The 22,502-nt window shown below is 74.2% G+C and carries 18 protein-coding genes; 8 read left to right on the forward strand and 10 right to left on the reverse strand.

The genetic code is table 11. The features are described from left to right. Positions 1 to 86: 86 nt before the first annotated feature. Together helR and ACWGB8_RS30120 are read right to left on the reverse strand one after the other, a co-directional pair. Positions 87 to 2,237, reverse strand: coding sequence for an RNA polymerase recycling motor ATPase HelR (gene helR, locus ACWGB8_RS30115; RefSeq protein WP_452216796.1), 2,151 nt, complete (start codon positions 2,235 to 2,237; stop codon positions 87 to 89). A 530-nt stretch (positions 2,238 to 2,767) separates the two neighbouring features. After that, complete coding sequence (locus tag ACWGB8_RS30120; protein WP_452216781.1) at positions 2,768 to 4,945, reverse strand: MMPL family transporter; 2,178 nt, start codon at positions 4,943 to 4,945, stop codon at positions 2,768 to 2,770. 119 nt (positions 4,946 to 5,064) lie between these two features. Here ACWGB8_RS30120 and ACWGB8_RS30125 point away from each other — a divergent pair, with 119 nt between their 5' ends. Beyond that, entirely contained in the window at positions 5,065 to 5,880 is an 816-nt protein-coding gene (locus ACWGB8_RS30125) for a TetR/AcrR family transcriptional regulator (protein ID WP_452216782.1), read from the forward strand. Between the two features lie 70 nt (positions 5,881 to 5,950). Here ACWGB8_RS30125 and ACWGB8_RS30130 read toward each other — a convergent pair whose 3' ends face one another. Together ACWGB8_RS30130 and ACWGB8_RS30135 are read right to left on the reverse strand one after the other, a co-directional pair. Beyond that, complete coding sequence (locus ACWGB8_RS30130) at positions 5,951 to 6,676, reverse strand: hypothetical protein (RefSeq protein ID WP_452216783.1); 726 nt, start codon at positions 6,674 to 6,676, stop codon at positions 5,951 to 5,953. Between the two features lie 229 nt (positions 6,677 to 6,905). Further along, on the reverse strand, positions 6,906 to 7,817 hold the full coding sequence (locus ACWGB8_RS30135) for a hypothetical protein (RefSeq protein ID WP_452216784.1): 912 nt from the start codon (positions 7,815 to 7,817) through the stop codon (positions 6,906 to 6,908). A 114-nt stretch (positions 7,818 to 7,931) separates the two neighbouring features. On the opposite strand from ACWGB8_RS30135, the gene ACWGB8_RS30140 reads away from it, so the two are divergent. After that, the gene (locus tag ACWGB8_RS30140; RefSeq protein WP_452216785.1) at positions 7,932 to 8,375 is read left to right on the forward strand and encodes a DUF6234 family protein; all 444 of its coding nucleotides are present in this window, start codon (positions 7,932 to 7,934) and stop codon (positions 8,373 to 8,375) included. A 297-nt stretch (positions 8,376 to 8,672) separates the two neighbouring features. Here the strand turns inward: ACWGB8_RS30140 and ACWGB8_RS30145 are convergent, their stop codons facing one another. Both ACWGB8_RS30145 and ACWGB8_RS30150 read right to left on the reverse strand, forming a co-directional pair. After that, entirely contained in the window at positions 8,673 to 9,479 is an 807-nt protein-coding gene (locus tag ACWGB8_RS30145) for an NRDE family protein (RefSeq protein WP_452216786.1), read from the reverse strand. Positions 9,480 to 9,630: 151 nt separating this feature from the next. After that, a complete protein-coding gene (locus ACWGB8_RS30150; RefSeq protein ID WP_452216787.1) occupies positions 9,631 to 10,476 on the reverse strand; it encodes a hypothetical protein in 846 nt (281 codons plus the stop codon). A 293-nt stretch (positions 10,477 to 10,769) separates the two neighbouring features. Between ACWGB8_RS30150 and ACWGB8_RS30155 the strand changes: the two genes are divergently transcribed. Then, positions 10,770 to 11,867 (forward strand): sugar ABC transporter substrate-binding protein, encoded by a 1,098-nt coding sequence (locus tag ACWGB8_RS30155; protein ID WP_452216788.1) that lies wholly within the window; start codon positions 10,770 to 10,772, stop codon positions 11,865 to 11,867. Positions 11,868 to 11,945: 78 nt separating this feature from the next. On the opposite strand, the gene ACWGB8_RS30160 is transcribed toward ACWGB8_RS30155, so the two are convergent. Next, entirely contained in the window at positions 11,946 to 13,763 is a 1,818-nt protein-coding gene (locus ACWGB8_RS30160) for a glycosyl hydrolase family 18 protein (RefSeq protein WP_452216797.1), read from the reverse strand. Positions 13,764 to 14,381: 618 nt separating this feature from the next. Here ACWGB8_RS30160 and ACWGB8_RS30165 point away from each other — a divergent pair. After that, entirely contained in the window at positions 14,382 to 14,726 is a 345-nt protein-coding gene (locus tag ACWGB8_RS30165; protein WP_452216789.1) for a RidA family protein, read from the forward strand. An 87-nt stretch (positions 14,727 to 14,813) separates the two neighbouring features. Here ACWGB8_RS30165 and ACWGB8_RS30170 read toward each other — a convergent pair whose 3' ends face one another. From ACWGB8_RS30170 to ACWGB8_RS30180, 3 genes are all read right to left on the reverse strand, one after another. Beyond that, positions 14,814 to 15,593 carry a class E sortase gene (locus ACWGB8_RS30170; protein WP_452216790.1) on the reverse strand — a complete coding sequence of 260 codons (780 nt, stop codon included), beginning with the start codon at positions 15,591 to 15,593 and terminating at the stop codon, positions 14,814 to 14,816. A 196-nt stretch (positions 15,594 to 15,789) separates the two neighbouring features. Beyond that, entirely contained in the window at positions 15,790 to 17,007 is a 1,218-nt protein-coding gene (locus ACWGB8_RS30175; protein ID WP_452216798.1) for a DUF418 domain-containing protein, read from the reverse strand. 543 nt (positions 17,008 to 17,550) lie between these two features. Continuing rightward, on the reverse strand, positions 17,551 to 18,672 hold the full coding sequence (locus ACWGB8_RS30180; protein WP_452216791.1) for a carboxylate-amine ligase: 1,122 nt from the start codon (positions 18,670 to 18,672) through the stop codon (positions 17,551 to 17,553). Positions 18,673 to 19,020: 348 nt separating this feature from the next. Between ACWGB8_RS30180 and ACWGB8_RS30185 the strand changes: the two genes are divergently transcribed. The 4 genes from ACWGB8_RS30185 to ACWGB8_RS30200 all read left to right on the forward strand — a co-directional run bounded on the left by ACWGB8_RS30185 (position 19,021) and on the right by ACWGB8_RS30200 (position 22,426). Beyond that, positions 19,021 to 19,542: a hypothetical protein gene (locus ACWGB8_RS30185; protein WP_452216792.1), complete on the forward strand. Its 522-nt coding sequence runs from the start codon at positions 19,021 to 19,023 to the stop codon at positions 19,540 to 19,542. 149 nt (positions 19,543 to 19,691) lie between these two features. Next, positions 19,692 to 20,534: a DUF4097 family beta strand repeat-containing protein gene (locus ACWGB8_RS30190; protein ID WP_452216793.1), complete on the forward strand. Its 843-nt coding sequence runs from the start codon at positions 19,692 to 19,694 to the stop codon at positions 20,532 to 20,534. Between the two features lie 114 nt (positions 20,535 to 20,648). After that, positions 20,649 to 21,638 carry an ATP-binding cassette domain-containing protein gene (locus tag ACWGB8_RS30195; RefSeq protein WP_452216794.1) on the forward strand — a complete coding sequence of 330 codons (990 nt, stop codon included), beginning with the start codon at positions 20,649 to 20,651 and terminating at the stop codon, positions 21,636 to 21,638. After that, on the forward strand, positions 21,635 to 22,426 hold the full coding sequence (locus ACWGB8_RS30200; RefSeq protein WP_452216795.1) for an ABC transporter permease: 792 nt from the start codon (positions 21,635 to 21,637) through the stop codon (positions 22,424 to 22,426). Before ACWGB8_RS30195 ends, ACWGB8_RS30200 begins: the two co-directional genes overlap by 4 nt. The last annotated feature ends 76 nt before the right edge of the window (positions 22,427 to 22,502 follow it).

Genomic DNA, 22,502 nt, shown 5'->3' on the forward strand with positions numbered 1-22,502 from the left:
CCCCCCCGCCGGCCCCCCCCCGCCGGCCCCCCCCCCCCCGCCCGCCCGAACGCCGGTCGGGCGGCCCCGGGGCGCCGGCGCCGGTCTCAGGCGCCGGTGAGGACGACGAGCTGCCGGGTCGCCCGGGTCATCGCCACGTAGCGGTCGACGGCCCCCTCCACCCCGGTGCCGAACGCGTCCGGGTCGACCAGGACGACCAGGTCGAATTCGAGCCCCTTGGCGAGTGCCGGGGTCAGCGAGCGGACCCGCGCCCGCTCCTGGAAGCCCGGGGCGCCGATGACGCAGGCGGTGCCCTCGGGGTGCTCGGCGAGCCAGCCGTCGACGACCGCCGCCAGCTCCGCGGCGGAGCCGTGGCGCACGGGGATGCCGCTGCTGCGGACCGACGTCGGCACGTTGGCGTCCGGCAGTGCGGCCCGGATCGCCGGCTCGGCCTCCGCCATGACCTCGGCGGGCGTGCGGTAGTTGATGCCCAGCGAGGCCACCTCGATGCGGTCGAACCCGACCCGCTCCAGCCGCTCCCGCCACGGCTCCGCGAACCCGTCCCGGGCCTGTGCCCGGTCGCCGACGATCGTGAAGCTGCGCGAGGGACAGCGCTGCAGCAGCATCTGCCACTCCGCGTCGGTCAGCTCCTGTGCCTCGTCCACGACGATGTGCGCGAACGGGCCGGCGAACGGCTCCGCCTCCGTGCCGGGCAGCGCGGCCGCGTCGACCAGGCTGCCCTGCAGGTCCTGCCCGCGCAGCATGGTCACCGCGCCCTCGCCGTCGAGGTCGGCCTGCACCAGGTGGTCGATGACGTCGGCCATCCGCGCGCGCTCGGCGGCCTCCGCGGCGCGCCGGCGGCGCTGCTCCCGTGCCGTCCCGGGGTCGCCCAGGCGCCGGCGGGCGGCGTCCAGCAGCGGCAGGTCGGACACCGTCCAGGCGCGGGCGTCCGCGCGCCGCAGCCGGCGGACGTCCTCCGGGGCGAGCCAGGGCGCGCACAGCCGCAGGTAGGCGGGGACCGTCCAGAGGTCGCCCACCAGGTCGGTCGGCTCGATCATCGGCCAGGCCCGGTGCAGCGCGGTGACCAGGTCCTCGTCGCGCTGCAGCGAGCGGCGCAGCAGCTCGGGCGGGAGGTCCTCGTCGCCGAGCTTGTCCAGCAGGATCGCGACCAGCTCCTCCCAGATCTGCTCGCGCGCCTCGTTGTGCGGGGTGCCCGGCTCGGGCGCGTCGAAGGCCTGCGCCCAGTCGTCGGCGCTCAGCCACAGGTCGTCCCAGTCGGTGGAGACCGTCATACCCTCGGTGGGCGGCTCCTCGTAGATCCGGACGGCCGCCTCGATCGCCCGCACCATCGCGGCGGACGACTTCAGCCGGGCGGCCTCCGGGTCCGCCTCGACCCCGGCGTCCGCCCCCTCGGGGACGAGGTCGCGCACGGTGCAGGTCCGCACGCCGTCCTCGCCGAGGCTGGGCAGCACGTCGGAGACGTAGGCCAGGTACGGCTGGTGCGGGCCGACGAACAGCACGCCGCCGCGGCGGTGCCCGAGCCGCGGGTCGGCGTGCAGCAGGTACGCGGTGCGGTGCAGGGCGACGACGGTCTTGCCGGTGCCCGGGCCGCCGTCGACGACCAGCGCCCCGCGCGAGCCCGCCCGGACGACGGCGTCCTGGTCGGCCTGGATGGTGGCCAGGACGTCCCGCATCCGGGCCGAACGGCTGCCGCCCAGACTGGCGATGAAGGCGGACTGGTCGTCCAGCGCGGCGTGCCCCTCCAGTGCCTCGGCGGTGAACACCTCGTCCCAGTAGTCGCTGATCCGGCCCCGGGTCCAGCGGTAGCGGCGCCGGCTGGCGAGGCCCGCGGGGTTGCCGTGCGTGGCCGAGAAGAACGGCTCGGCGGCCGGGGAGCGCCAGTCGATCAGCAGCCGGCGGCCCGCGGCATCGGTGAGGCCGAGCCGCCCGACGTACAGCGGTTCGGCGCCGTCCGCGCCGACCGTGCGGCCCAGGCAGAGGTCCGCGCCGAAGCGGCGCAGGGTGCGCAGCCGGGAGGTCAGCCGGTGGATCTCGCTGTCCCGGTCCATCGCCTCGCGGCCGACCCCGCCGGGCGCCCTCCGTACGGCGTCGAGGCGCTCCGACAGCTCGGCGATCGTCTCGTCGAGGCTCGCCGCGACCGCGGCGAAGTGCCGCTCGTCGTCGCCGATCAGCGCCGGGTCGGCCTTGGCGCCGAGGTGGCCGGGAAGGTCGAACACACCGGTGGCCGAGGGGGTCATGTCGTCGACTCCGATCCGCGTGGGGGTGTGGCTGCCGTCGGGTTCCGCAGGCGCGTGCGGTGCTGCGGGCGACATGTGCAGAGGCAATTCGTGGATCTCCCGTTTTCGCGGCTTTCGGCTGAGGGCAGTGATTCTGCGCCACCACGGGGGCCTTGCCGCAAGGCCCCCGGTGCGCTATACCTTAGGAGTGGCAAGGAGCGGAGATCGCCCTTGCCTTTCGTGCTTTCCGGGCCCGGACGCGGGCGGACGTGCACGCAGCGCCCTTTCCGGCGCCACCGCCTGCCGGTCGACCGGGTCCGGCTCGCCACGACCAACGGCTGGGTCAACGGCGCACTGGTGTAGGCTTCACCGCCTTCGTCGGCGGCGTCGACTGGTGGGGCTCGCTCCCCGCAGCCCTGGCCGCCTGGCTGCTCACCGCACTCGGCCGCTGCCTCCTGCTCGGCGCCGGGTGCTCCTCCTCCTGAACCCCGGCGCGCCGCACGGGTTCGGGTCCGTGCGGCGGCCGAAGTGAGGGCGGTCGGGCGGGGCGTTCAGTCCAGGGCGGGGAGGCGGCGGTGCAGTCGGCGCAGGGCGGGCGGGGCCCACCAGTTGGCCGGGCCGGCCAGTCGCATCAGGGCCGGGGCCAGGACGCCGCGGACGAGGGTGGCGTCCACGAGGACGGCCAGGGCCATGCCGATGCCGAGCTGCTTCAGGAAGACGACCTGCCCGGTCGCGTACACCGCGAAGGAGAGCGCGAGGATCGTGGCGGCGGCCGTCACCAGCGGGGCGCTGCGGGCGATGCCGGCCGGCACCGAGCCGTACGGGTCGCCGGTGCGGTCGTACTCCTCCTTGATGCGGGAGAGCAGCAGGACCTCGTAGTCCATCGACAGGCCGTAGGCGATGCAGAACATCAGGATCGGCACGCTCGGTTCGATGCCGCCGGTGGGGGTGAAGCCGAGCAGGCCGGCGAGGCGGCCCTCCTGGAAGACCAGGACCAGCACCCCGAACATCACCGAGAGGCTGAGCAGGTTGAGCAGGGTGGCCTTGAGCGGGGCGACCACGCTGCCGGTCATCAGGAACAGCACGACGAAGGTGACGGCCGCGATCAGTCCGGCGACCAGGGGCAGCCGGGCGGTGACGCCGTCCCGGTAGTCGGTGAGTTCGGCCGGGTAGCCGCCGACCTGGACGGCGAACGGCGCCGGCAGCGCCCGGATCCCGCGGACCAGCCCGGTCGGGTCGGCGGCGAGCCGCTCCGCGGTGGGCACGACCGTCAGCAGCCGGCCGGTGCCGGTGCCGGTGTCAGTGCCGGCGGCAGGGGAGGGGTCGGGGGCGACGGGGCTCCCGGCGCGGAAGGAGCCGGCCGGGGAGTCGACCCGGGCGACCCCGGCGAGCCGGGACAGCTCGGCCGCGTACGGGCCGACGGCCCCGGGTGCGGCGCCGGTGGTGAGGACCTGGACGGCGTCCGCCTCCTCCGCGGTGAACCCGGCCCGGACCTGGTCGTACAGCTGGCGCGCCGGTGCGGAGGCGGGCAGCACCCGGTCGTCCGGCAGCCCGAAGCGCACCCCGAGGAACGGCGCCCCCAGCAGGACGAGGACGCCCAGCGCCGCGCCGCCCGCCGCCAGCGGCCTGCGCATCACCCGGTTCGCGGTGGCGTACCAGAAGCCGTCCAGCGGTTCGCGGGCCGGGGACCTGCGCTCCACCCGCCGCCGTCCGAGCAGTACCAGGGCGGCGGGCAGCAGGACGGTGGCGGCCGGGACCGCGGCCGCCACCACGGCGATCCCCGCGTAGGCGAAGGAGCTGAGGAAGGGGAACGGGAAGACCAGCAGGACGGCGAGCGAGGCGGCCACCGTGGCGCCGCTGAACAGGACGGTGCGGCCCGCGCCGCGGACCGTCCGGGCGATCGCCTCGGGGACGGCGTGGTCCGCGCGCAGTTCCTCGCGGTAGCGGAACACCACGAACAGGCCGTAGTCGACGCCGAGTCCGATCCCCATGACCAGGGCGAGGTTGGAGGCGAAGGTCGAGATCTCGGTGAAGGCGAGGACCCCGCGCAGCAGGGCCAGGGAGCCGAACACCGCGACCAGGCCGATGCCGAGGGTCACCAGGGCGGGCGCGATCCGCCGGTACACCCACCAGAGCAGTAGCAGGACGGCGGGCAGGACGAGCAGTTCGGCGCGCAGGAAGTCCTGCCGGGCCTGCTGCATGACCTGCCGGAACACCTCGTCGCCGCCGCCGACCCGGACGTCCACGGCGTCGGTGGTGCGGGTGAAGTGCTCGGCCAGCCCGGGCAGGACCTGCCGGCGGACGTGGTCGGCGTCGCCCGGTACCCAGGCGAGCACCAGGGCCTGGCGGCCGTCGGTGCTGCGGAGGGTGTCGGCGGTCGCCGGGGTGGTGCGGTCCCAGTAGGACCAGGCCCGTCCGACGCCCGGGTGGGCGGCCAGTTCGCCGGTGAGCGCCCGGCCGGCCTCGGCGGTCGCCGGGTCGTCCACCCCGGTGCCGGGCCGGGCGGCCGTCACCAGCAGGGCCAGGTTCGGGCTTCCGGTGCCGTACTCCCGGGCGAGTACGTCGCGGACCTTCATGGACTCCGAGCCCGGGGCCTCGAAGCGGTTGAGCGAGAGCGCGTTGAGCGCACCGGCCGCGATCGCCGCGGCGAGCAGCGCAACGGCGAGGCCGGCCAGAACGATCCACCTGGCGCGTTGTACGACGAATCTCCCGAGCAAGGGTCCCCCCACGGGTAGTATGCGAATACCTATTCGCGTTTCATCCGGCCGCGCCAGATTACGAATGATCATTCGTGTTTTCAAGCGGAGTGTCCGACAGGCGGACGGGCCGGATCTGAGGAGGGAGTCCGATGACGGAGGGGAAGGCCCCGGCGAGCGGCGCGCGGACGAAGAGCGGCGGCGTACGGGCGTCGGCGTCGGTGCGTGCGGGTGCGGGTGCAGTCTCGGGCGCGGCTTCGGGTGCGGTGGCGACGGATGCGGCCTCGGGGGCGACCCCGGCTGCGCCCAGGCGCCGTCAGGCCCGCGGCGAGCGCCGGATGGCCGACATCCTGGATGCCTCCGCCGTGGTGTTCGCCGCCAGCGGCTACGAGAAGGCCACCACCATTGCGATCGCCCAACAGGCCGGCATCTCCCCGGGCTCGCTCTACCAGTTCTTCCCGAACAAGGAGGCCATCGCCCAGGCCCTCGCCGACCGCTTCACCGCCCAGCTGCTCGCCGCCCACCGCGACGCCTTCGGCGACGCCCCGGGCGCCGAGGGGTCGCTCGACGACCTGCTGGACCGGATGGTCGACCCGATCGTCGCCTTCAACGTCGCCAACCCCGGCTTCAAGGCCCTGTTCGCCCGCCCCGACATGCCCGCCGGCCTCACCGACGCCGTCCGCCCCGCCCAGGAGGCCCTGGTCGGCCGGGTCGAAGCGGTCGTCGCCGCCCGTGCCCCCCGCCTGCCGGACCCCGACCGGGCCCGTACCGCCAGGGTCGCCATCCAGCTGTTCCAGGCGATGATCCCGCTCGTCGTCGCCGCCCCCGAGGGCGGTGAACGGGCGGCCATGACCCGCGAACTGAAGCGCGCCCTGCACGGCTACCTCGGCCCGGTCTTCGCCGCTCCCGCCGTTCCCGCAGCCTCGGCGGAGCCCGGTGCCGCGGCCGGTTCCGACGGGCGGTCCTGAGTCGGCTGCTGCCGTACCCGACGCGCGGTCCGGAGCCGCCGGGGCCGCGTGCCGGCCCGGGTACGGTGCGTCAGCGGTGGGGCGTACCGCCGACGAAGTCCTTCAGCGCGTCGATCCTGGTCCGGCGGTCCGGCGGGTAGCGCCGGGCCGAACGCTCGGCGCTGCGGGAGTCCGGCCGGTAGCGCCAGCGCGCCCACGGCGAGGTCGGCTTGGCCAGCCGGATGGCCGCCACCAGGGCCACGAACGGCACCAGCAGCCCGATCACGCCGAGCGCCGTCTTCCCCTTGAGGACCGCCACCACGCACAGCGCCACGTTGACCAGCATCAACCCGACGAACACCAGGTGGTTCGCGATGCCCTGGCCGATGTCCGCGAACGGGTTGAACCCGGCGACCAGCAGCAGGCCCACCGCCACCGCCAGGAACGCCGCATCGATCGACTTGCGGCCCTCCTGCGCCCAGTACACGTCCTCCAGGTGCAGCCAGAGCGCGAACTCGTCGAGCGACAGGGCCGCCCCCGCGCCGAACAGCGCCGCCAGGATCTGCGCCCCCGGGGTCCCCGGACGGTAGGAGAACTCGACCGCCCCCGCCACCAGCATCGCCATGATCCCGTACACCTGGTGGTGGATGTGGGTGCCGCCGACCGCCACGTCCCGGAACGGGCCGCGGCCCGCCCGGATCAGCCGGGTGATCACCCTGGTCCCGACGAAGGTCAGCACGAAGGCGCCGAGCATCCACAGCCCGAACCCGTGCGGCGCGGCGACGGTCACTTCGACCTCCACAGCAGTCTGGTGCACGGCCGTTCCGTTCCGTCAGCCCGGGTGCGGGAAGGGCCTGGCCCGTCCGAGGAGCAGCTCGCGCAGCGCGACACGACGCCTGTCCGGCGCGGGACCGGCGCGGAGCCTCCTCGCCCAGCCTAGCCCGATCAAGCTCCCCCGGCCGCTCCGGCGCACCGCCGCCGCCGGGGGTGCCGGCGCGGTGCCGGCGCGGGTCTCGGCGGGGCAGGGCGGGGGTTCCGCCGCGGGGTCAGGGCGCCGCAGCAACACCCTCCCCGCCCCCGCGCAGGACCAGCGTCCAGGTGTCGACCGTGTACGTCGACGGACGGTCCGGATGCTGCACCGCGAGGACGGCGGTCAGCCGGTCGCCCCTGCGTCGCAGCGACCCGATGCCGCGCTGCTCCCGTTCGGCCTCCGAGGTCCACAGTTCGGCGAGCACGGTCTCCCGCAACGCGCGGTCGAAGGCCCGCAGCACCCCGGCGTCCAGGACGAGTACGGTGCCGTCCGGCAGGACCACCGGGCGCGGGCACAGCGGGTCGCGCAGCCGCGGCCCGCGCTCGACGACCCCGCCCGGCAGCAGCCGGACCACCCGGCTCCCGGTCGGGATCCGCCGGTCGCACTCGACCACCCGCAGGCCGGTGCCGACCACGTAGTGGCCGTAGCTGCGCCAGGTGTCCACGAGCCGGCCGTCGCGGTCGTACTCCCAGGTGTCGAAGACGTCGTAGCCCTCCAGGCCGAGCACGAAACGCCCGCCCCGCAGCACGGTCCCGCTCGCCCCGCGCAGCTCCGCGACCACGCGGCCGTCCGCCAGATCGAGCAGCAGGGCCGGGCCGAGCACGCCCCACGCGGTGTACTCGTGCGAGTCGGTCGTCACCAGGACCCGCCCGGAGGAGAGGTGTGCGTCGTTCGCCCTCCCCGCGAAGGTGTGCGTCCAGCGGGTCCGCCCGGCGGCGTCGACACAGTCGACCGCCCCGTTCCGGCCCACGATCCGCAGGCCGTCCCGCTCGGCGAGCACGCCGTCGTCGGCCGGCACTCCGTCGTCGAAGGGCGGCTCGTCGTACGACGGCCGACCGGTGGTCCTGGTGTGCTTCAGGATCGTCGCCCGCCAGGGGACGTGCGTCGCCCGCAGGGTGCGGTCGGACCGTTCGTCGGGTATCGGCATGCGGCGATGGTAGGGCCTGGCCGGCGCCTGCGTTCCCGAGTCGGCCGCTGTTCCGCCGGGTTCTGAGTACCCGTACTCAGGGGCGCGGCCGACGGGCGTGGCAGGATGGCCCGCATGCCGCTGACCGCGCGGGTGCATCGCCCGCCGACCCGGCGCAGCCACTCGCGGCTGCGCGACGTGCTGGGTTGCCTGGCGCTCCTGTTGTCGGAGGCGGCAGCCCTGGCCTACCTCGGGCTGATGGCCGGGATGGAGCAGTGGGCGGCCCAGGGCGACCCGGACTACAGCGACGTGGCGACCGGCCTGGGCATCCTGGCCCTCGTCGCGGCGGGGTTCGCACTGGCCGTGCGGCGGGCCGCGCCGATCACCGCCGTCACCCAGGTGCTGGTGACGCTCGCCGTCGGGTTCCTCGCCCTCTCCACGGCCTTCCCCGGCACGCCGGACGGTACCGGGCAGCACGGCCCCGCGAAGCCCGCGCCGGCCGCCACCACCCCGCGCCACGGCGAGGGGCCGTGCCGCAGCGGCGGCACCGATGACGAGTGCAGGCTCACCGGGGGCTGAGCGGAGCCGCCGCTCCCGACGGTCCGTCAGCAATGCAGCGGTGCAGTGGCGCGCCTCCGGGCGATGGCGCCCGGCCTGGGCGGGTTCGATCGACATGTCGGCTCCTCGGTTCGGGGTGGACAGCGGCGCCAACCCGTCCGCCCACCAACCGATTCCCGCGCCGCGCCACCGGACCGGCGAATTCACCCGATCGGCTCAGTGCACCCGGTCGTAGACGAGGGAGAGCGTGCCGTGCTCGCCGGCGGCGTGGTGGGCCAGTGCCCACTGTCCGGCGGGGAGGCCGTCGGTGCGGGGCGCTCAGACGATCCGGCGCCAGTCGTGACCGGTGTCGGCGGGCGGGGCCTGGGTGAAGTCGTAGCGCAGGCCGGTGGGGGCGAAGGCGAGCAGGGAGATCGAGGAGGAGCCCCAGATCCGGCCGTCCCCGAAGTCGCGCCGCTGGATCAGCGCCGCCGGGGCGTCCAGGGCCAGGCCGTCGCCGGAGACGATCGGCAGCCAGCCGCCCCAGGCGGCGTCGACCGTGTCGGCGGCGGCCGTGTCGAGGCCGGGCAGGGGCCGCTCGGTGGCCCCGAAGCGGGCCCGGAAGTGGTCGGCGCGGGCGGCCATCACGGCGCGGACGCGCTCCGAGGCGGTCCGGTTCTCGGCCGTGCCCTCCAGCCCGTCGTTGAGCACCACGCTCAGGCCGGTCGGCAGTGCGGTCTCCCGCAGCCGGCTGCCGGGGCCGCCCCAACTCGCCACCCGGGCACCGGTCGGCCCGGCGAGGACGAGGTGGAAGGGGTCGTAGCGGTCGAGGTCGAGCCGGTCGATCCCGCCGTCCCGCAGCGCCGTCAGCGGCAGCTCCCCGCGCGAGCTCCGGCCGGTCGCCGGGGCCGCGGTGCCGAAACCGTTCAGCAGGCAGGCCGCGGCGGGTGCGGAGCCGTCACCGCCGGGGGAGGCCGCCAGCCAGGTCCCGCCGGCCACCAGGTCGAGCCCGCCCACAACGGACGGCTGGGCGGGCCAGTGCCGCTCCGGCGGCAGCCAGCTGCGTCCGGCGTACTCGTCCCGGACGGAGAGCAGCAGGACGGGCACCGCCGACGCGGGGTCGATGCTGATGAACGCGGTACACATCCGCTGGTCCCCCTGACCTCGCCGAACGCGGCGGCGCGGATGCCGCCTCCCTGCCGATCCTGGCACGAACGTTCGAACAACGGAATGTGTCGGCGATCACCGCCATGGCCTCCCCGGGCCGCCCGGCCCGCAGCCGGTCGGCGTGTCGGGCTCAGCCGGCCGGGGCCGCCAGGAAGCGGTGGAGGGAGGCGGTCATCGCGGCCACGAACGCGTCGCGCGTACCGGCGTCCAGCAGGTCGAGGGAGAGGTAGGGGTTGAGGTCCTCCAGCTCGACGAGGAGCAGCCCGCCGTCGCGGGTGCGGCAGGCGTCGACGCGCTGGATGCCGTGGTCGAGGGTGTTCCAGTCGATGAAGCCGGCGGCGAACGCGAGGTCGGCCGCGGTCGGGTGGTACGGCTCCAGCACCCAGCGGCGCTCCGGGTCGGGGGCGTGCAGGGCGTACTGGAAGGCGTCGTCGACGTAGTAGAAGGACACCTCGTAGCGGAAGTCGATGCGGGGCTGGACCAGCACCTCGCCGTACGCGAGGCCGTCGAGCTGCTCCCGGTCGAGGAACTCCAGGCCGATGGAGTCGGCGCCCGCCTTGGGCTTGACGGCGTACCGGTCGGCGGCGGGCAGGAGGGGGAGGTCCTCGGCGCGGTCGACGGTCGGGATGACCGGGTGGCCGGCGGCGGTGAGGTCCAGCAGGTACTGCTTGCCGGCCATGTCGGCGCGGCCGGTGAGCGGGTTGTACACCCGGGTGCCGCGTGCCAGGGCCTGTGCGCGGAAGGCGTCGTAGGCCTGCCGGTAGTGCAGGACGGGACCGCTGTTGCGGACGACGACCGCGTCGAAGGAGTCCATCAGCGCCGCGGCGTCCAGCGGGTGGCAGACGGCGAGGTCGAAGTCGGCCCGCAGCCGGGAGGTCAGGAGGATGTCCTCGTCGCAGTACCGCCGGCCCCGGGCCGGGTAGGCGAGGTCGGACACGAACAGCAGGCGGGGGCGGTGGCCGGGGCGGACGGGCATGGTGCGACTCCTCGTTCGAGTGGGCCCAACCTACCTCCGTTGACGCGGGCCGGCCGCGTCGCTTCACTACTTGAATCGCCGGTCGGGGTGATCGGTCGTCAGGTGGGCTCGGAAGTCGCGTAATTGCCGCAGTTCACGGCGGAATCGGCGGCCGGGGCCGGCGTTCACACGGGTAACGAAAAGATCCAGAAGTCCGCCATCGAACGTTCACATATTGACGCCGGGGCCCGTCGTGGGTTGACTCCTCCCACCTCGCCGCACCCCGCGCGGCCCCGTCAGGGAGGCCCCCCCACATGCATGCACTCCTGCGCCGCACCGCCGTCGGCGGCGCCGCGGTCTCGCTGGCCCTCGTCGTGACCGCCTGCGGCGACGCCGGCGGCAGCGCCCCGAGCAGCGGCCCCAGAACCGAGGGCGCGCCGATCGGCCTGCTGCTCCCGGAGAACAGCTCCTCCGCGCGCTACGAGCTGTTCGACAAGCCCTTCATCGAGGCCAAGGTCACCGCCCTTTGCTCCACCTGCACCGTCAAGTACGCCAACGCCGAGGGCTCGGCCGACAAGCAGAAGGCACAGTTCGACGAGCTGGTCGCGCAGGGCGTGAAGGTCATCCTGCTGGACGCCGTCGACGCCCGGGTCACCCGGAACTGGGTCACCGAGGCGGCCGGCAGGGGCGTGAAGGTCATCGCGTACGACCGGCTGGCGACCGGGCCGGTGGCGGCGTACGTGTCGTTCGACAACTTCAAGGTGGGTGAGCTGCAGGGCGAGGCACTGCTCACCGCGCTGGGGCCGAAGGCGTCCGAGGCGAACATCGTCATGATCAACGGGGACGAGGCGGACCCGAACGCGGCGAAGTTCAAGGCGGGCGCCCACCGGGCGCTGGACGGCAAGGTCAAGAAGATCGCCTACGAGCAGTCCGGGGAGTGGAAGCCCGCGGTGGCCGGGCAGAAGACCGCGGCGGCGATCAGCCAGCTGGGCAAGAACAACATCCACGCCGTGTACGCGGCCAACGACGGCATGGCCGCGGCGGTCATCGCGCAGCTGAAGAGCGCGGGCATCAACGTGCCGGTCGGCGGCCAGGACGCCGGGCTCGACGCGATCCAGCGGATCGTCACCGGCGAGCAGGCGTACACCGTCTACAAGGCGTACAAGCCGCTCGCGGACGGTGCCGCCGAGATCGCCGTCGCCCTGCTGCGCGGCGAGGAGGCCAGGATCGTGGCGCCGTCCACGATCGACAGCAGCACCGACGAGCGGATCCCGGCCCGGCTCCTGAAGCCGGTGGTCGTCACCAGGGCCAACATCAAGGGCACGGTCGTCGTGGACGGCCTGTACAAGGTCTCCGACATCTGCACCGGCGACCGGGCCGCCGCCTGCGCCGCGGCGGGGCTCCAGGAGTAGCGCGGCGCCGGACGCCCGGCCCCGGGACGCGGCACGGCCCGCCGGTGGGAACCGGCGGGCCGCTCGGAGCGGGTGGGCCTACCGGAGGCCGGTGTGGATGGCGTTCACGAGCTCGCCGTTGGCGGTGTCGCCGCTGAACTCCCAGAAGAACGCGCCGCGCAGGCTCTGGTCCTTGGTCCAGCTCATCTTCGAGGCGATGGTGGCCGGGGTGTCGTAGCTCCACCAGTTGGTGCCGCAGTGGGCGTAGGCGGTGCCGGCGACGGTACCGGTGGCCGGGCAGGTGTTCTTGAGGACCTTGTAGTCCTCGATGCCGGTCTCGTAGGTGCCGGCCGCCGCGCCGGTCGCGGTGCCGCCCGGGGCGGACTGGGTCACGCCGGTCCAGCCGCGGCCGTAGAAGCCGATGCCGAGCAGCAGCTTGTCGGCCGGCACGCCGATCGCCTTGTACTTGGCGATGGCCTCGGCGGAGTTGTAGCCCGCCTTCGGGATGCCGTTGTACGTGGTGAGCGGGGAGTGCGGGGCCGTCGGGCCCTTGGCCGCCCAGGCGCCGAAGAAGTCGTAGGTCATGACGTTGAACCAGTCCATGTACTGCGCACCGGCCGCGTAGTCCGCCTTGTCGATGTTGCCGCCCGCCGAGGCGTCGGCGGTGACGGCGGCGGTGACCAGGCCGTTGCCGAACTGGGCGCGCATGGCCTGCATCATCTTCTTGAACGAGTCCGGGCCGCTGGTGTCGCAGCTCAGACCGCAGGCGTTCGGGTACTCCCAGTCCAGGTCGATGCCGTCGAAGACATCGGCCCAGCGCGGGTCCTCGACCAGGTCGTGGCAGGACTTGGCGAAGGCCGCCGGGTTCTGCATGGCCTGGCCGAAGCCGCCGGACCAGGTCCAGCCGCCGAACGACCAGATCACCTTGATGTGCGGGTAGAGGCGCTTCAGCTCGCGCAGCTGGTTGAAGTTGCCGCGCAGCGGCTGGTCCCAGGTGTCGGCGACGCCGTCGACGGAGAGGTCGGCGGTGTAGGCGCGCTCGTAGTCGGCGTAGGCGTCGCCGATGGTGCACTTGCCGTTCTGCACGTTGCCGAACGCGTAGTTGATGTGCGTGATCTTCGCGGCGGAGCCGGAGGTCACCAGGTTCTTCACGTGGTAGTTGCGCCCGTAGACGCCCCAGTTGGTGAAGTAGCCGAGCTTGACCTTGTCGCCGATGACGACGTCGCCGCCGGTGGTGCGCAGCGTGCCCGGCGCGCTGGCCGGGCCGGTCAGGTCGGCGGTGTCGCGGGCGACAACGGTGTAGGTGTAGTTGGTGCCGGCGGTCAGGTTGCCGTCGCTGTAGGTGAGCCCGTTGACGGTGGCGACCTTCACGCCGTCGCGCAGGACGTCGTAGTTCTTGATGCCCACGTCGTCGGTCGCGGCGGTCCACGACACCTTCAGCGCGGTGTCGGTGATGTCGGAGCCGGTCGGGGTGCCGGGGGCGGTCGGCGCCTTGTTGCCGGGCAGGTCGGTGCCGTCACAGGAGCCGCCGTTGAGCTTGCAGCCGCTGGGCGCACCGGAGCCGACGCCGTTGAAGCCGAAGGTCACGGAGGCGCCGGGGGCGAGCGTGCCGTTCCAGCCCTTGTCCTTGGCGGTCCAGTGGTTGCCGGCGCTGGTGACGGTGGCGTCCCAGGCGGAGCCGACGCTGGTGCCGGTGGGGAAGTCCCACTCGATGGTCCAGCCCGTCAGCGTGGTGGTGCCGGTGTTCTTCACCGTCCACTTGCCGTCGAACCCGGCGCCCCAGTCGGAGCCCTTGGCGAACGTGGCGGTGGCGGAGGTCGCGGCCTGCGCGGGGGTGGAGAGGCCGACGACGGCGACGAGCGGGAGCACGAGCGCGGTCAGACCCGCTGCTGCGGCTTTCAACCTGCTTCTGCGCATGGTGGTGGTTCGAGTGCTCAACAGAACTCCTCGACGTGGGGGCGGACGGACGGAGGTGGGGGAGGTCCGTGATCACACGCTGCGCGGTGGTGGCCGCAGGTGCTCCGGCGAGACTAGAAAGGTCCATACCAACGCGTCAAGAGGTCCAGACCAGTTTGGCTTTGCTTCGTCTTTGCCGGCCGACTCCGGTCAACTCCGGCCGCAGCTGGCCGCACTGACGCCGTGGCCGGTATCGGCGGGGACCCGATCAGGCCACTGCTCCCGTCGGCAGCGGCGCACGTGGCAGGCGCTGCGGCGGGCACGAAGCGGTGGAGCCGGGAAGGGGCGTCGCGCAGGGTGCGGCGCCCCGACCTGACATGTTCCGGTACGGCCCCCGGGGTGCGGTGCCGGCAGTCGTCCGGACAACTCGTCGAGCCGGACCCGAGTGGCGCGCGCCGGGTTGGCGGAGGGGTGGCCGAAAGGGGACGCCGCTCCGGACGGCGGGAACCGGCCATCCGAACCCCGGCGGCCCGGCTGCGGCCCCGGCGGGTGGCGTCCGGCCGGATCGTGGACGGTCCCGACGGTGGCGCGGACCCGCCGCTACTATCGCGCTCCCCGACGATCTTCAGGAGGTCCCCCATGATCCAGCGGTTCGGCTCCGGCGAGCGCATGAGCGAGGCCGTCGTCCACAACGGCACCGTCTACCTGGCCGGCCAGGTCGCCGCGGACTTCACCCAGGGGGTCGAGGGCCAGACGCAGCAGGTGCTGGCGAGCATCGACCGCCTGCTGGCGGAGGCCGGCAGCGGCAAGGCGAAGATCCTCCGCGCCGAGATCTACCTCGCGGACGTCGCGGACTTCGCCGAGATGAACCTCGCCTGGGACGCCTGGGTGCCCGCCGGCGCCACCCCCGCCCGCGCCACCGTCGAGGCCAAGCTCTACCGCCCCGAGGTCCGCGTCGAGATCGTCGTCACCGCCGCGGTCTGAGGCCGGGGCCGCCCGGCCGGGATGCGGCGTCCCGCGCCGACGGGCCGCACACCGGCCGGTCCCGCGCGCGGCCTCCCGGGCCGTGACTCAGGAGGCGGGGCGGGTGGCGCGCAGCACGCCGACCTTGTCGATCCGGTGCTCCGGGTTGCCGTTCGCGTCCCGCCAGCGGTTGCCGGCGGCGTTGTCCTCCGGGGTGGCGCAGGTCGACACGGTGATCATCGGCTGGACGGCCGCCTCGCCCGGCCGCCCCGGGACGGCCGCCCGCTGCTCGGCCAGCGACCGCGCGGAGCGGAACGACGTACTGCGCGTCTCCGTGACCACGTACTCGTACTCGGTGCCGTCCAGCACGACCAGCACGGTGTCGCCGTTGCGCACGGACGGCAGGTCCCGCAGCGGGCCGCCCGCGGTGAGGCGGTGGGCGGTCACCAGGTAGTTGCCCACCTCGCCCGGTCCGACCCCGCCCTGCGCCCCGAACGGGCTGGCGCCCGCACCGCGGTCCTGGATCCTGGTGCCGGGCGCGTCGTCCGTGGTGCCCTGGTACGGGACCACCTTCAGCCCCGCCAGCCCGATCGAGGGGATCGACAGCTCGGCGGCCCGGGTACGGGCCACCGCGGGGTCGGGGGCGGTCGGTGCGGCGGGCGCCGTCGTGGCGGTCGGCGTGGGCGTCGTCGTGGGGGTTGCGGTGGGCGTCGCAGTGGTGGGCGTGGCCGAGGGGCCGGGCGTCGACGGCGCACCGGACGGGCTCGACACCGCCGCCGGCCGGTCGGTCGTCGCGGCGCCGCCCCCGCCCGAACCGCCCGCACAGCCGACGAGCACGACGAGGGCCGCTCCGGCAGCAGCGGCGGCGAAAGCATGGGGTGCGGGCATGGCGTTCCTGCGGGGGTGCGGGTTCCGGGCGGGGCCGCCCATGGTGCCTCGCCGACCCCGCCCGACGGCGACCCGCACGGACGGAACCGGCCAAACGTTCGCTTCTTGTTATCTTCCCGCGCCCGGCCCAGACCCGCGCACCCGGACCCGTCACGGGTCCCTGCACCACCGAACGGCCCGGGACGGTGCGGGCCGCTCAGTGGCGCAGCAGCCGTTTCTGGAGGGATTCCAGCGGGCCGACGGGGGAGTGGCGGAGCCAGAGCGAGGAGGCGAGCACCAGGACGGCGGAGACCGCCGCCCAGAGGGCCATCACCCACCAGGGCCCGGCGTCGGCGTAGCGGGCGGCGAGGCCGAGCCCGATGCCGTAGCAGGCGAGGACGCAGAGCACGTTCTGGGCGACGTAGCAGGAGAGCGCGGTGCGGCCGACGGCGGTGAGGCCGGCCGTGAGCGGGCCGGGGGTGCGGACCCGGTCGAGGAGGGCGCCGATCAGCCCGAGGTAGCCCAGGGCCAGCACGGGGGCGGCCACGTAGCGCTGGAGCAGGAAGCCGTCGGAGCCGGCCAGCGACGCGGCGGCGGTGAGCGGGAGGCCGGCGCCGAGGCCCCACCGCAGCAGCCGGCGGCGCAGGCCGCGGGCCCGTTCGTCGGCCCCGAAGGCACCGGCCCGGAACAGCCGGACACCGACCAGGAACAGCACCACCAGCAGCGCGAAGCTGAGCACCGGTTCGAGCCGCAGGTAGGGCAGGTGCTCGATCCGGAAGAGGATCTGGTCGGGGTAGCTGCCGTGGGCGTAGAGGTCGACGATCCGGGTGTCGGGGCCGGTGGGCGCGGTGAGCGGTGGGCCGGTGGCGGCGAACGCCGCGGTGAGTCCGGCCATCAGGCAGAGGTGGAAGCCGGCGGCGGTCCACAGCGCGGTCCGCCGGCGCCGCTCCGAGGCGGCCAGCAGCCGGGCGACGAGCAGGGCGGTCAGGGCGTAGGCCATCAGGACGTCCCAGGCGAAGACCAGGACGAAGTGCACGGTGCCCTCGGCGAACAGGAACCAGGCGCGCGGCCGGTAGCTCTGCGGCCAGGGCCGTCCGCGCTTGCGTGCCGACTCGAACTGGATCGCCAGTCCGACGCCGAACAGCAGGGTCAGCAGGGCGAGGAACTTGCCGTCCGCCACGAGCCGGAAGAGCGTCTCGGCGACGGCCTCCGGTGACCGGTCGTCGAGCAGCCGGTGCAGCGAACCACCGGACGAAGAGCCCTCCATGACGCCCCATTCGGCGCCCGGCCCGGTGAAGATCCAGACGTTGGTCATCAGGGTACCGAGGATGGCCGCTCCGCGCAGGACGTCCAGCAGCGGCAGCCGCCCTCCGGCCGCCCGGGGGCCGGCGGGATCCTTCGGGTCCGCCGGGCCGGGGCCCGGCTGCGGCGGGATCGCCGGGTCGGACGCGCGGGCCGGAACCGTACCGGACACTGCGGTACTCCTCTCCTCGGGCCGGAGGCCGGATCCCATCCTCGGCGCCCTGCGGGGGGCGGTCCTCCTGATCAGTGAGGACATCACCCTCCACCCGGAGACGGAGGTTCCGGGGGCCCGCCTCCACCGCCCGGACGACCGGTCCGCGGGTCCGGTCCGGGCGAGCTGCCCTTCCGCCAACTGCCCTCTAACGGATGGTAGTTGTGGTGCGGTGGCACTGGGCAGGGCCGCTGCGTGTGCGATCCGCCGGCGGTCGGCGGAGCCGGGGCGGCCGTCGGGACACCCGCCGGTCGGCGGGTCCGCCGGCCCCGGTGCGCCTCTTGGCCGCCCCGCGAGCGGCCGCCCGTGAACGGCGCCTTGCAGCCGGCGCGGCTGCGAACGGCGGCCCGTGAACGGCCCTGAGCCGCACCCGTACCGGCGCCGGACCGCCGGGCCCGCCCCGGGGGCCACGGTGCGATCGGACCTCGCGCGACCGGGATCAGGCGGTTCGGGATTGCGGCGCGATCAGGACCCCGTCGTCCGGTCCGCGATCGCGGCGAGGAGGTGCCGGCGGCCGTGCTCGCGGAGTTCGCGGCGCTGGCGGACGGCGCCGTTGCCCTCGGTGAGCAGGCGCTCCAGGACGGGCACGACGTGGCGCCGGTCGTCGCCCGTCCCGATGACCGGCTCCAGGTACTCGATCAGGGCCGCCACGGCGTCGGCCACCGGGACCGGCCGTTCGGCCGAGGGGGTGAGGACGGCGCCGGTGCAGCCGTGCCGGGCCGCGTGCCACACGGCGGCGGCGAGCCGCTCCGGCCGGACGCCGGCGCGGGCGGGTCCGTCGGGCCGCTTGCCGTCCAGGGTCCGACCGCCCAGGGCTCGGGCGGCCAGGGCCCGCACGATTCCGGCGAGCATCACCGCCTCGTCCGGCCGCAGCTGGACGTCCATCGCGCGGATCTCGACCGTGGGGTACTTCTCGGAGAGCCTGAGGTGCCAGTAGAGCTGGCCGGTGTCGCGGATCAGCCCGTCGCGGACCAGTGCCGCGGTCCGGTCGGCGTAGTCGCGGGCGCCGTCGAAGTGCGGCGGCGGCCCGCTGACCGGCCAGCGGTCGAAGACGATGGTGCGCCACGATGCGAAGCCGGTGTCCGTGCCGTGCCAGAGCGGCGAGTTCGCGGCGAGGGCGACCAGCAGCGGCAGCCACGGACGCAGCCGGTTCAACACGGTGACGCCCGCGTCGCGGTCGGGCACGCCGACGTGGACGTGCATCCCGGCGATCAGCTGCTCGTCGGTCAGCCGCCGGGTGTCCGTGTGCATGCCGCGGTAGCGGGCGGTGGGTGTCACGGGCACGGGCAGCCGGTCGGGGTCGGCGAACGGTGCCGTGCCGCTGGCGGCGAGCAGGCAGCCGTCGGCGCGGGCGGCCTCGCCCAGGGCGTGGCGCAGGCGCAGGAGGTGGCCGCCGATCTCGTCCAGGTCGTGGCAGACCGGGGTGGCGACCTCCAACTGCGCCTGGAGCAGTTCGTGCTGGACCTCGCCGTGGTCCAGGGCGGGCTGCAGGCCGGCCGCCGCGCGCACCTGGAGGGCGCGGGCGGTGGGCAGGCCGGTGGCCGCATCGAGCAGGAAGTACTCCTCCTCCACACCCAGGGTCAGCATGCCGAGCGGGTACCCGGCTGTGCCGGGTGTACGCCCTTCGTCGCGCGGCTGCCGCGGGGGAGCCGGCGGGGCGGCCGGCGGCGGGTCGGCGGCGGGTCGGTGCGACGGTGGCGCAGGAGTGGCGCCGGTTGGCACACGATGGCGCAGGGGTGGCGCCAGGTGGTGGCAGGTGGTGCCATATGGCGCCATGAGGCCCGCGGAGGCCGGCAGGGGCTGTAGTGGGCGCCATGGCGAGCGAGCGTGGCGCCGGAGTGTTTCCGCAGGTAGAAGTGGTCGGAGGCGGATCGGACCGCCTGGTGGTGCCGGGCAGGCTTGCGTGTGGCGCCATTGTGGTGCCATGATGGCGTCATGGACCTCACCCCGTATGTCGAGAACCTCCGACGCGAACTCGCGGTGGCCGCCGAAGCCGGCGGGGAGGACGCCCGTGCGCTGGCCGACCGGCTCACCGCTCCGCTGGAGTCGGCGACCAGGCTGACCATGCTCAACGTGCTCTCGGCCGCGATGGACGAGGTCACCCGCGAGCTCGCCCCGGGTTCGGTCGACGTGCGGCTGCGCGGGCTGGATCCGGACTTCGTGGTGACCCTGCCGCCCGCCGACCGTGCTGCCACCGTGGTGCCGCCGGTGCCCGTCGAACCGTTCGCGGCGGCTCCGGCGCCCGCCGACGGGGATGAGGGCGGCACCGCCCGCGTCAACCTGCGACTGCCGGCGCACCTCAAGGCGCGCGCCGAGGAGTCCGCGGGCCGCGAGGGCCTGTCGGTCAACGCCTGGCTCGTACGGGCCGTCGCGGCGGCGGTCGACGGTGCCCCGCGGCCGCGGGCGACGCCGACGATCCAGGCCGCCGGCCAGAGCATCACGGGCTGGGTGCGCTAGCCCCCCGGCCCCCGCCCCACTCGACCCGCACCGCCGCACCTGCACCGCCCGCACCGCGGCCCCACCCGCACCGCCGCACCCGCACCGCTTCACCCACCTGGCGTCCCATCAGCGAGGACGCCACCAGGACCCAGGAGGACGGGACAGCCATGCCTTCTTTCGACACTCCCGCAGCCATCTCCGTCACCGCGCAGGTGGAGGCCGGCACCATCCGGTTCGGCGCGGACGACCGCATCGACACCCGCGTCGAGGTGCGGCCCCGCGACCCGAAGAAGGACCTGGACGTGCGGACCGCCGGCCAGACCGAGGTCGCCTTCGCGAACGGCACGCTGATCGTCCGGACGCCCAAGGCCGGGCTGTTCGGCCGCACCGGCGTCGTCGACGTGACGGTCGACCTGCCCGCGGGTTCGAGCATCGAGGTGACCGGCGCCTGGACCCAGGTGCTCGGTGAGGGCCGGCTCGGCGAGGTGTACGTGAAGACGTCCTCCGGCGACGTCCGGTTCGACGCCACCGGCCCGCTGACGGTGAAGGCCTCGCACGGGGGGATCACCGTGGACCGGGTGGACGGTTCGGCCGAGATCACCACCAGTTCCGGCAGTCTGCGCGTCGGCCTGGTCGACGGCAGCGCCGTCCTGAAGAACTCCAACGGGCACACCAGCGTCGGCGCCGTGACCGGTGAGCTGCGGGTGAGGGGTGCCAACGGCGACATCGACATCCGGTGCGCCGAGGAGTCGGTCACCGCCACCACCGCGCACGGCTCCCTCCGGGTCGCCGATGTGGCGCGCGGCAACGTGGAGTTGGAGACCTCCTCGGGGGCGATCGAGATCGGCATCCGGCAGGGTACGGCCGCCTGGCTCGACGTCAGTTCGAGCACGGGCCAGGTGCGCAACATGCTCAGCACGTCGGAGGCCCCGGGGGAGTCCGAGGACACCGTCACGGTCCGGGCCCGCACCCGGCACGGCAACATCGACATCGTTCGCGCCAAGGACTGATCCGGCCCGGGACGGACCCGCCCCGCGGCCCATCGCGCAGTCCCGCTCCTCCGCCGCCGCATCTTCCCCGCCGCACCTTCCCCTGTCACTCCACTCCTCGAACGGGAGGTTCACATGGGCGAATCTGTCATGCCCTCGACAATCGACGGCCGACCCGCCGCCGTCACCGCCGTCGGACTGCGCAAGTCGTACGGCGACAAGACCGTGCTCGACGGCGTCGACCTGCGCATCCCGGCCGGCTCCGTCTTCGCCCTGCTCGGGCCGAACGGCGCCGGCAAGACCACCGCCGTCAAGATCCTCTCCACACTCGTCACCGCCGACGGCGGCCTGGCACAGGTCGCGGGCCACGACATCGCCGGCTCCCCGCAGGAGGTGCGGGCCGCGATCGGCGTCACCGGGCAGTTCTCGGCCGTCGACGGGCTGATCACCGGCGAGGAGAACATGTGGCTGATGGCGGACCTGCACCATCTGCCCAGGCGCGAGGGCCGGCGGGTCGCCGCGCAGCTGCTGGACCGGTTCGGCCTCACCGAGGCCGCGAAGAAGCCCGCCTCGACCTACTCCGGCGGCATGAAGCGGCGCCTGGACATCGCGATGACCCTGGTCGGCAACCCCCGGGTGATCTTCCTCGACGAGCCGACCACCGGCCTCGACCCGCGCTCGCGCCACAGCATGTGGCAGGTCGTCCGCGACCTGGTCGCCGACGGCGTCACCGTCCTCCTCACCACCCAGTACCTGGAGGAGGCCGATGAACTCGCCGACCGCATCGCCGTGTTGAACGGCGGTCGGATCGTCGCCGAGGGCACGGCGGAGGAGTTGAAGCGGCTGGTGCCCGGCGGGCACGTCCGCCTCCGGTTCGCCGACCCGGGCGCGCACCGCTCGGCCGCGGGCGTCCTGCCGGGAGCCGTCCGGGACGACGAGGCGCTGACGCTCCAGGTGCCCAGCGACGGCAGTCAGCGCCAACTGCGCGCGGTCCTGGACCGGTTGGACTCCGTCGGCGTCGAGGCCGACGAACTGACCGTCCACACCCCCGACCTCGACGACGTGTTCTTCGCCCTGACCGGCGGCTCCGCCCCTGCGAACCGGCCCGAGGAGGCTGTCCGTTGAGTGCTCTCCCGCTCGCCGTCCGCGACTCGTCGACCATGCTGCGGCGCAACCTGCTGCACGCCCGGCGCTACCCGTCGCTGACCCTGAACCTGCTGCTCACCCCGATCGTCCTGCTGCTGCTCTTCGTCTACGTCTTCGGCGACGTGATGAGCGCGGGCCTCACCGGCGGCGCCCCGGACCGTTCCGCCTACATCGCCTACCTCGTGCCGGGCCTGCTGCTGATGACCATCGGCAGCACCGTGATCGGCACCGCGGTGTCGGTCTCCAACGACATGAACGAGGGCATCATCGCCCGCTTCCGCACGATGGCGATCCATCGCTCCTCCGTCCTGGTCGGGCACGTCGTCGGCAGCGTGCTGCAGGCGGTCGCCAGTGTGGTCCTGGTCGGGGCCGTGGCCGTCGCCATCGGCTTCCGCTCCGCGGACGCCACCGTCCTGGAGTGGCTGGCCGCCTTCGGGCTGCTGGTGCTCGTCGCCCTGGCGCTCACCTGGATCGCGGTCGGGATGGGCCTGGTCAGCCCGAACGCCGAGGCCGCCAGCAACAACGCGCTGCCGCTGGTCTTCCTGCCGCTCGTCTCCAGCGCGTTCGTCCCAGTCGACGCGATGCCGGGCTGGTTCCAGCCGGTTGCCGAGTACCAGCCCTTCACCCCGGCCATCGAGACCCTGCGCGGACTGCTGCTCGGCACCGGGATCGGCCACAACGGCTGGCTCGCGGTCGCCTGGTGCCTGGCCCTGGCCGCTCTCGGCCACCGCTGGTCGAAGGCGCTGTTCGACCGCGATCCGGCCTGACGCGACAGGCCTGGCCCCGGCTCGACCGGGCCCGGCCCCCCGATGACCGCACCCGGCGCCCGCCACCCCCACGGCG

This window comes from Kitasatospora sp. NPDC054939 (assembly GCF_053610105.1).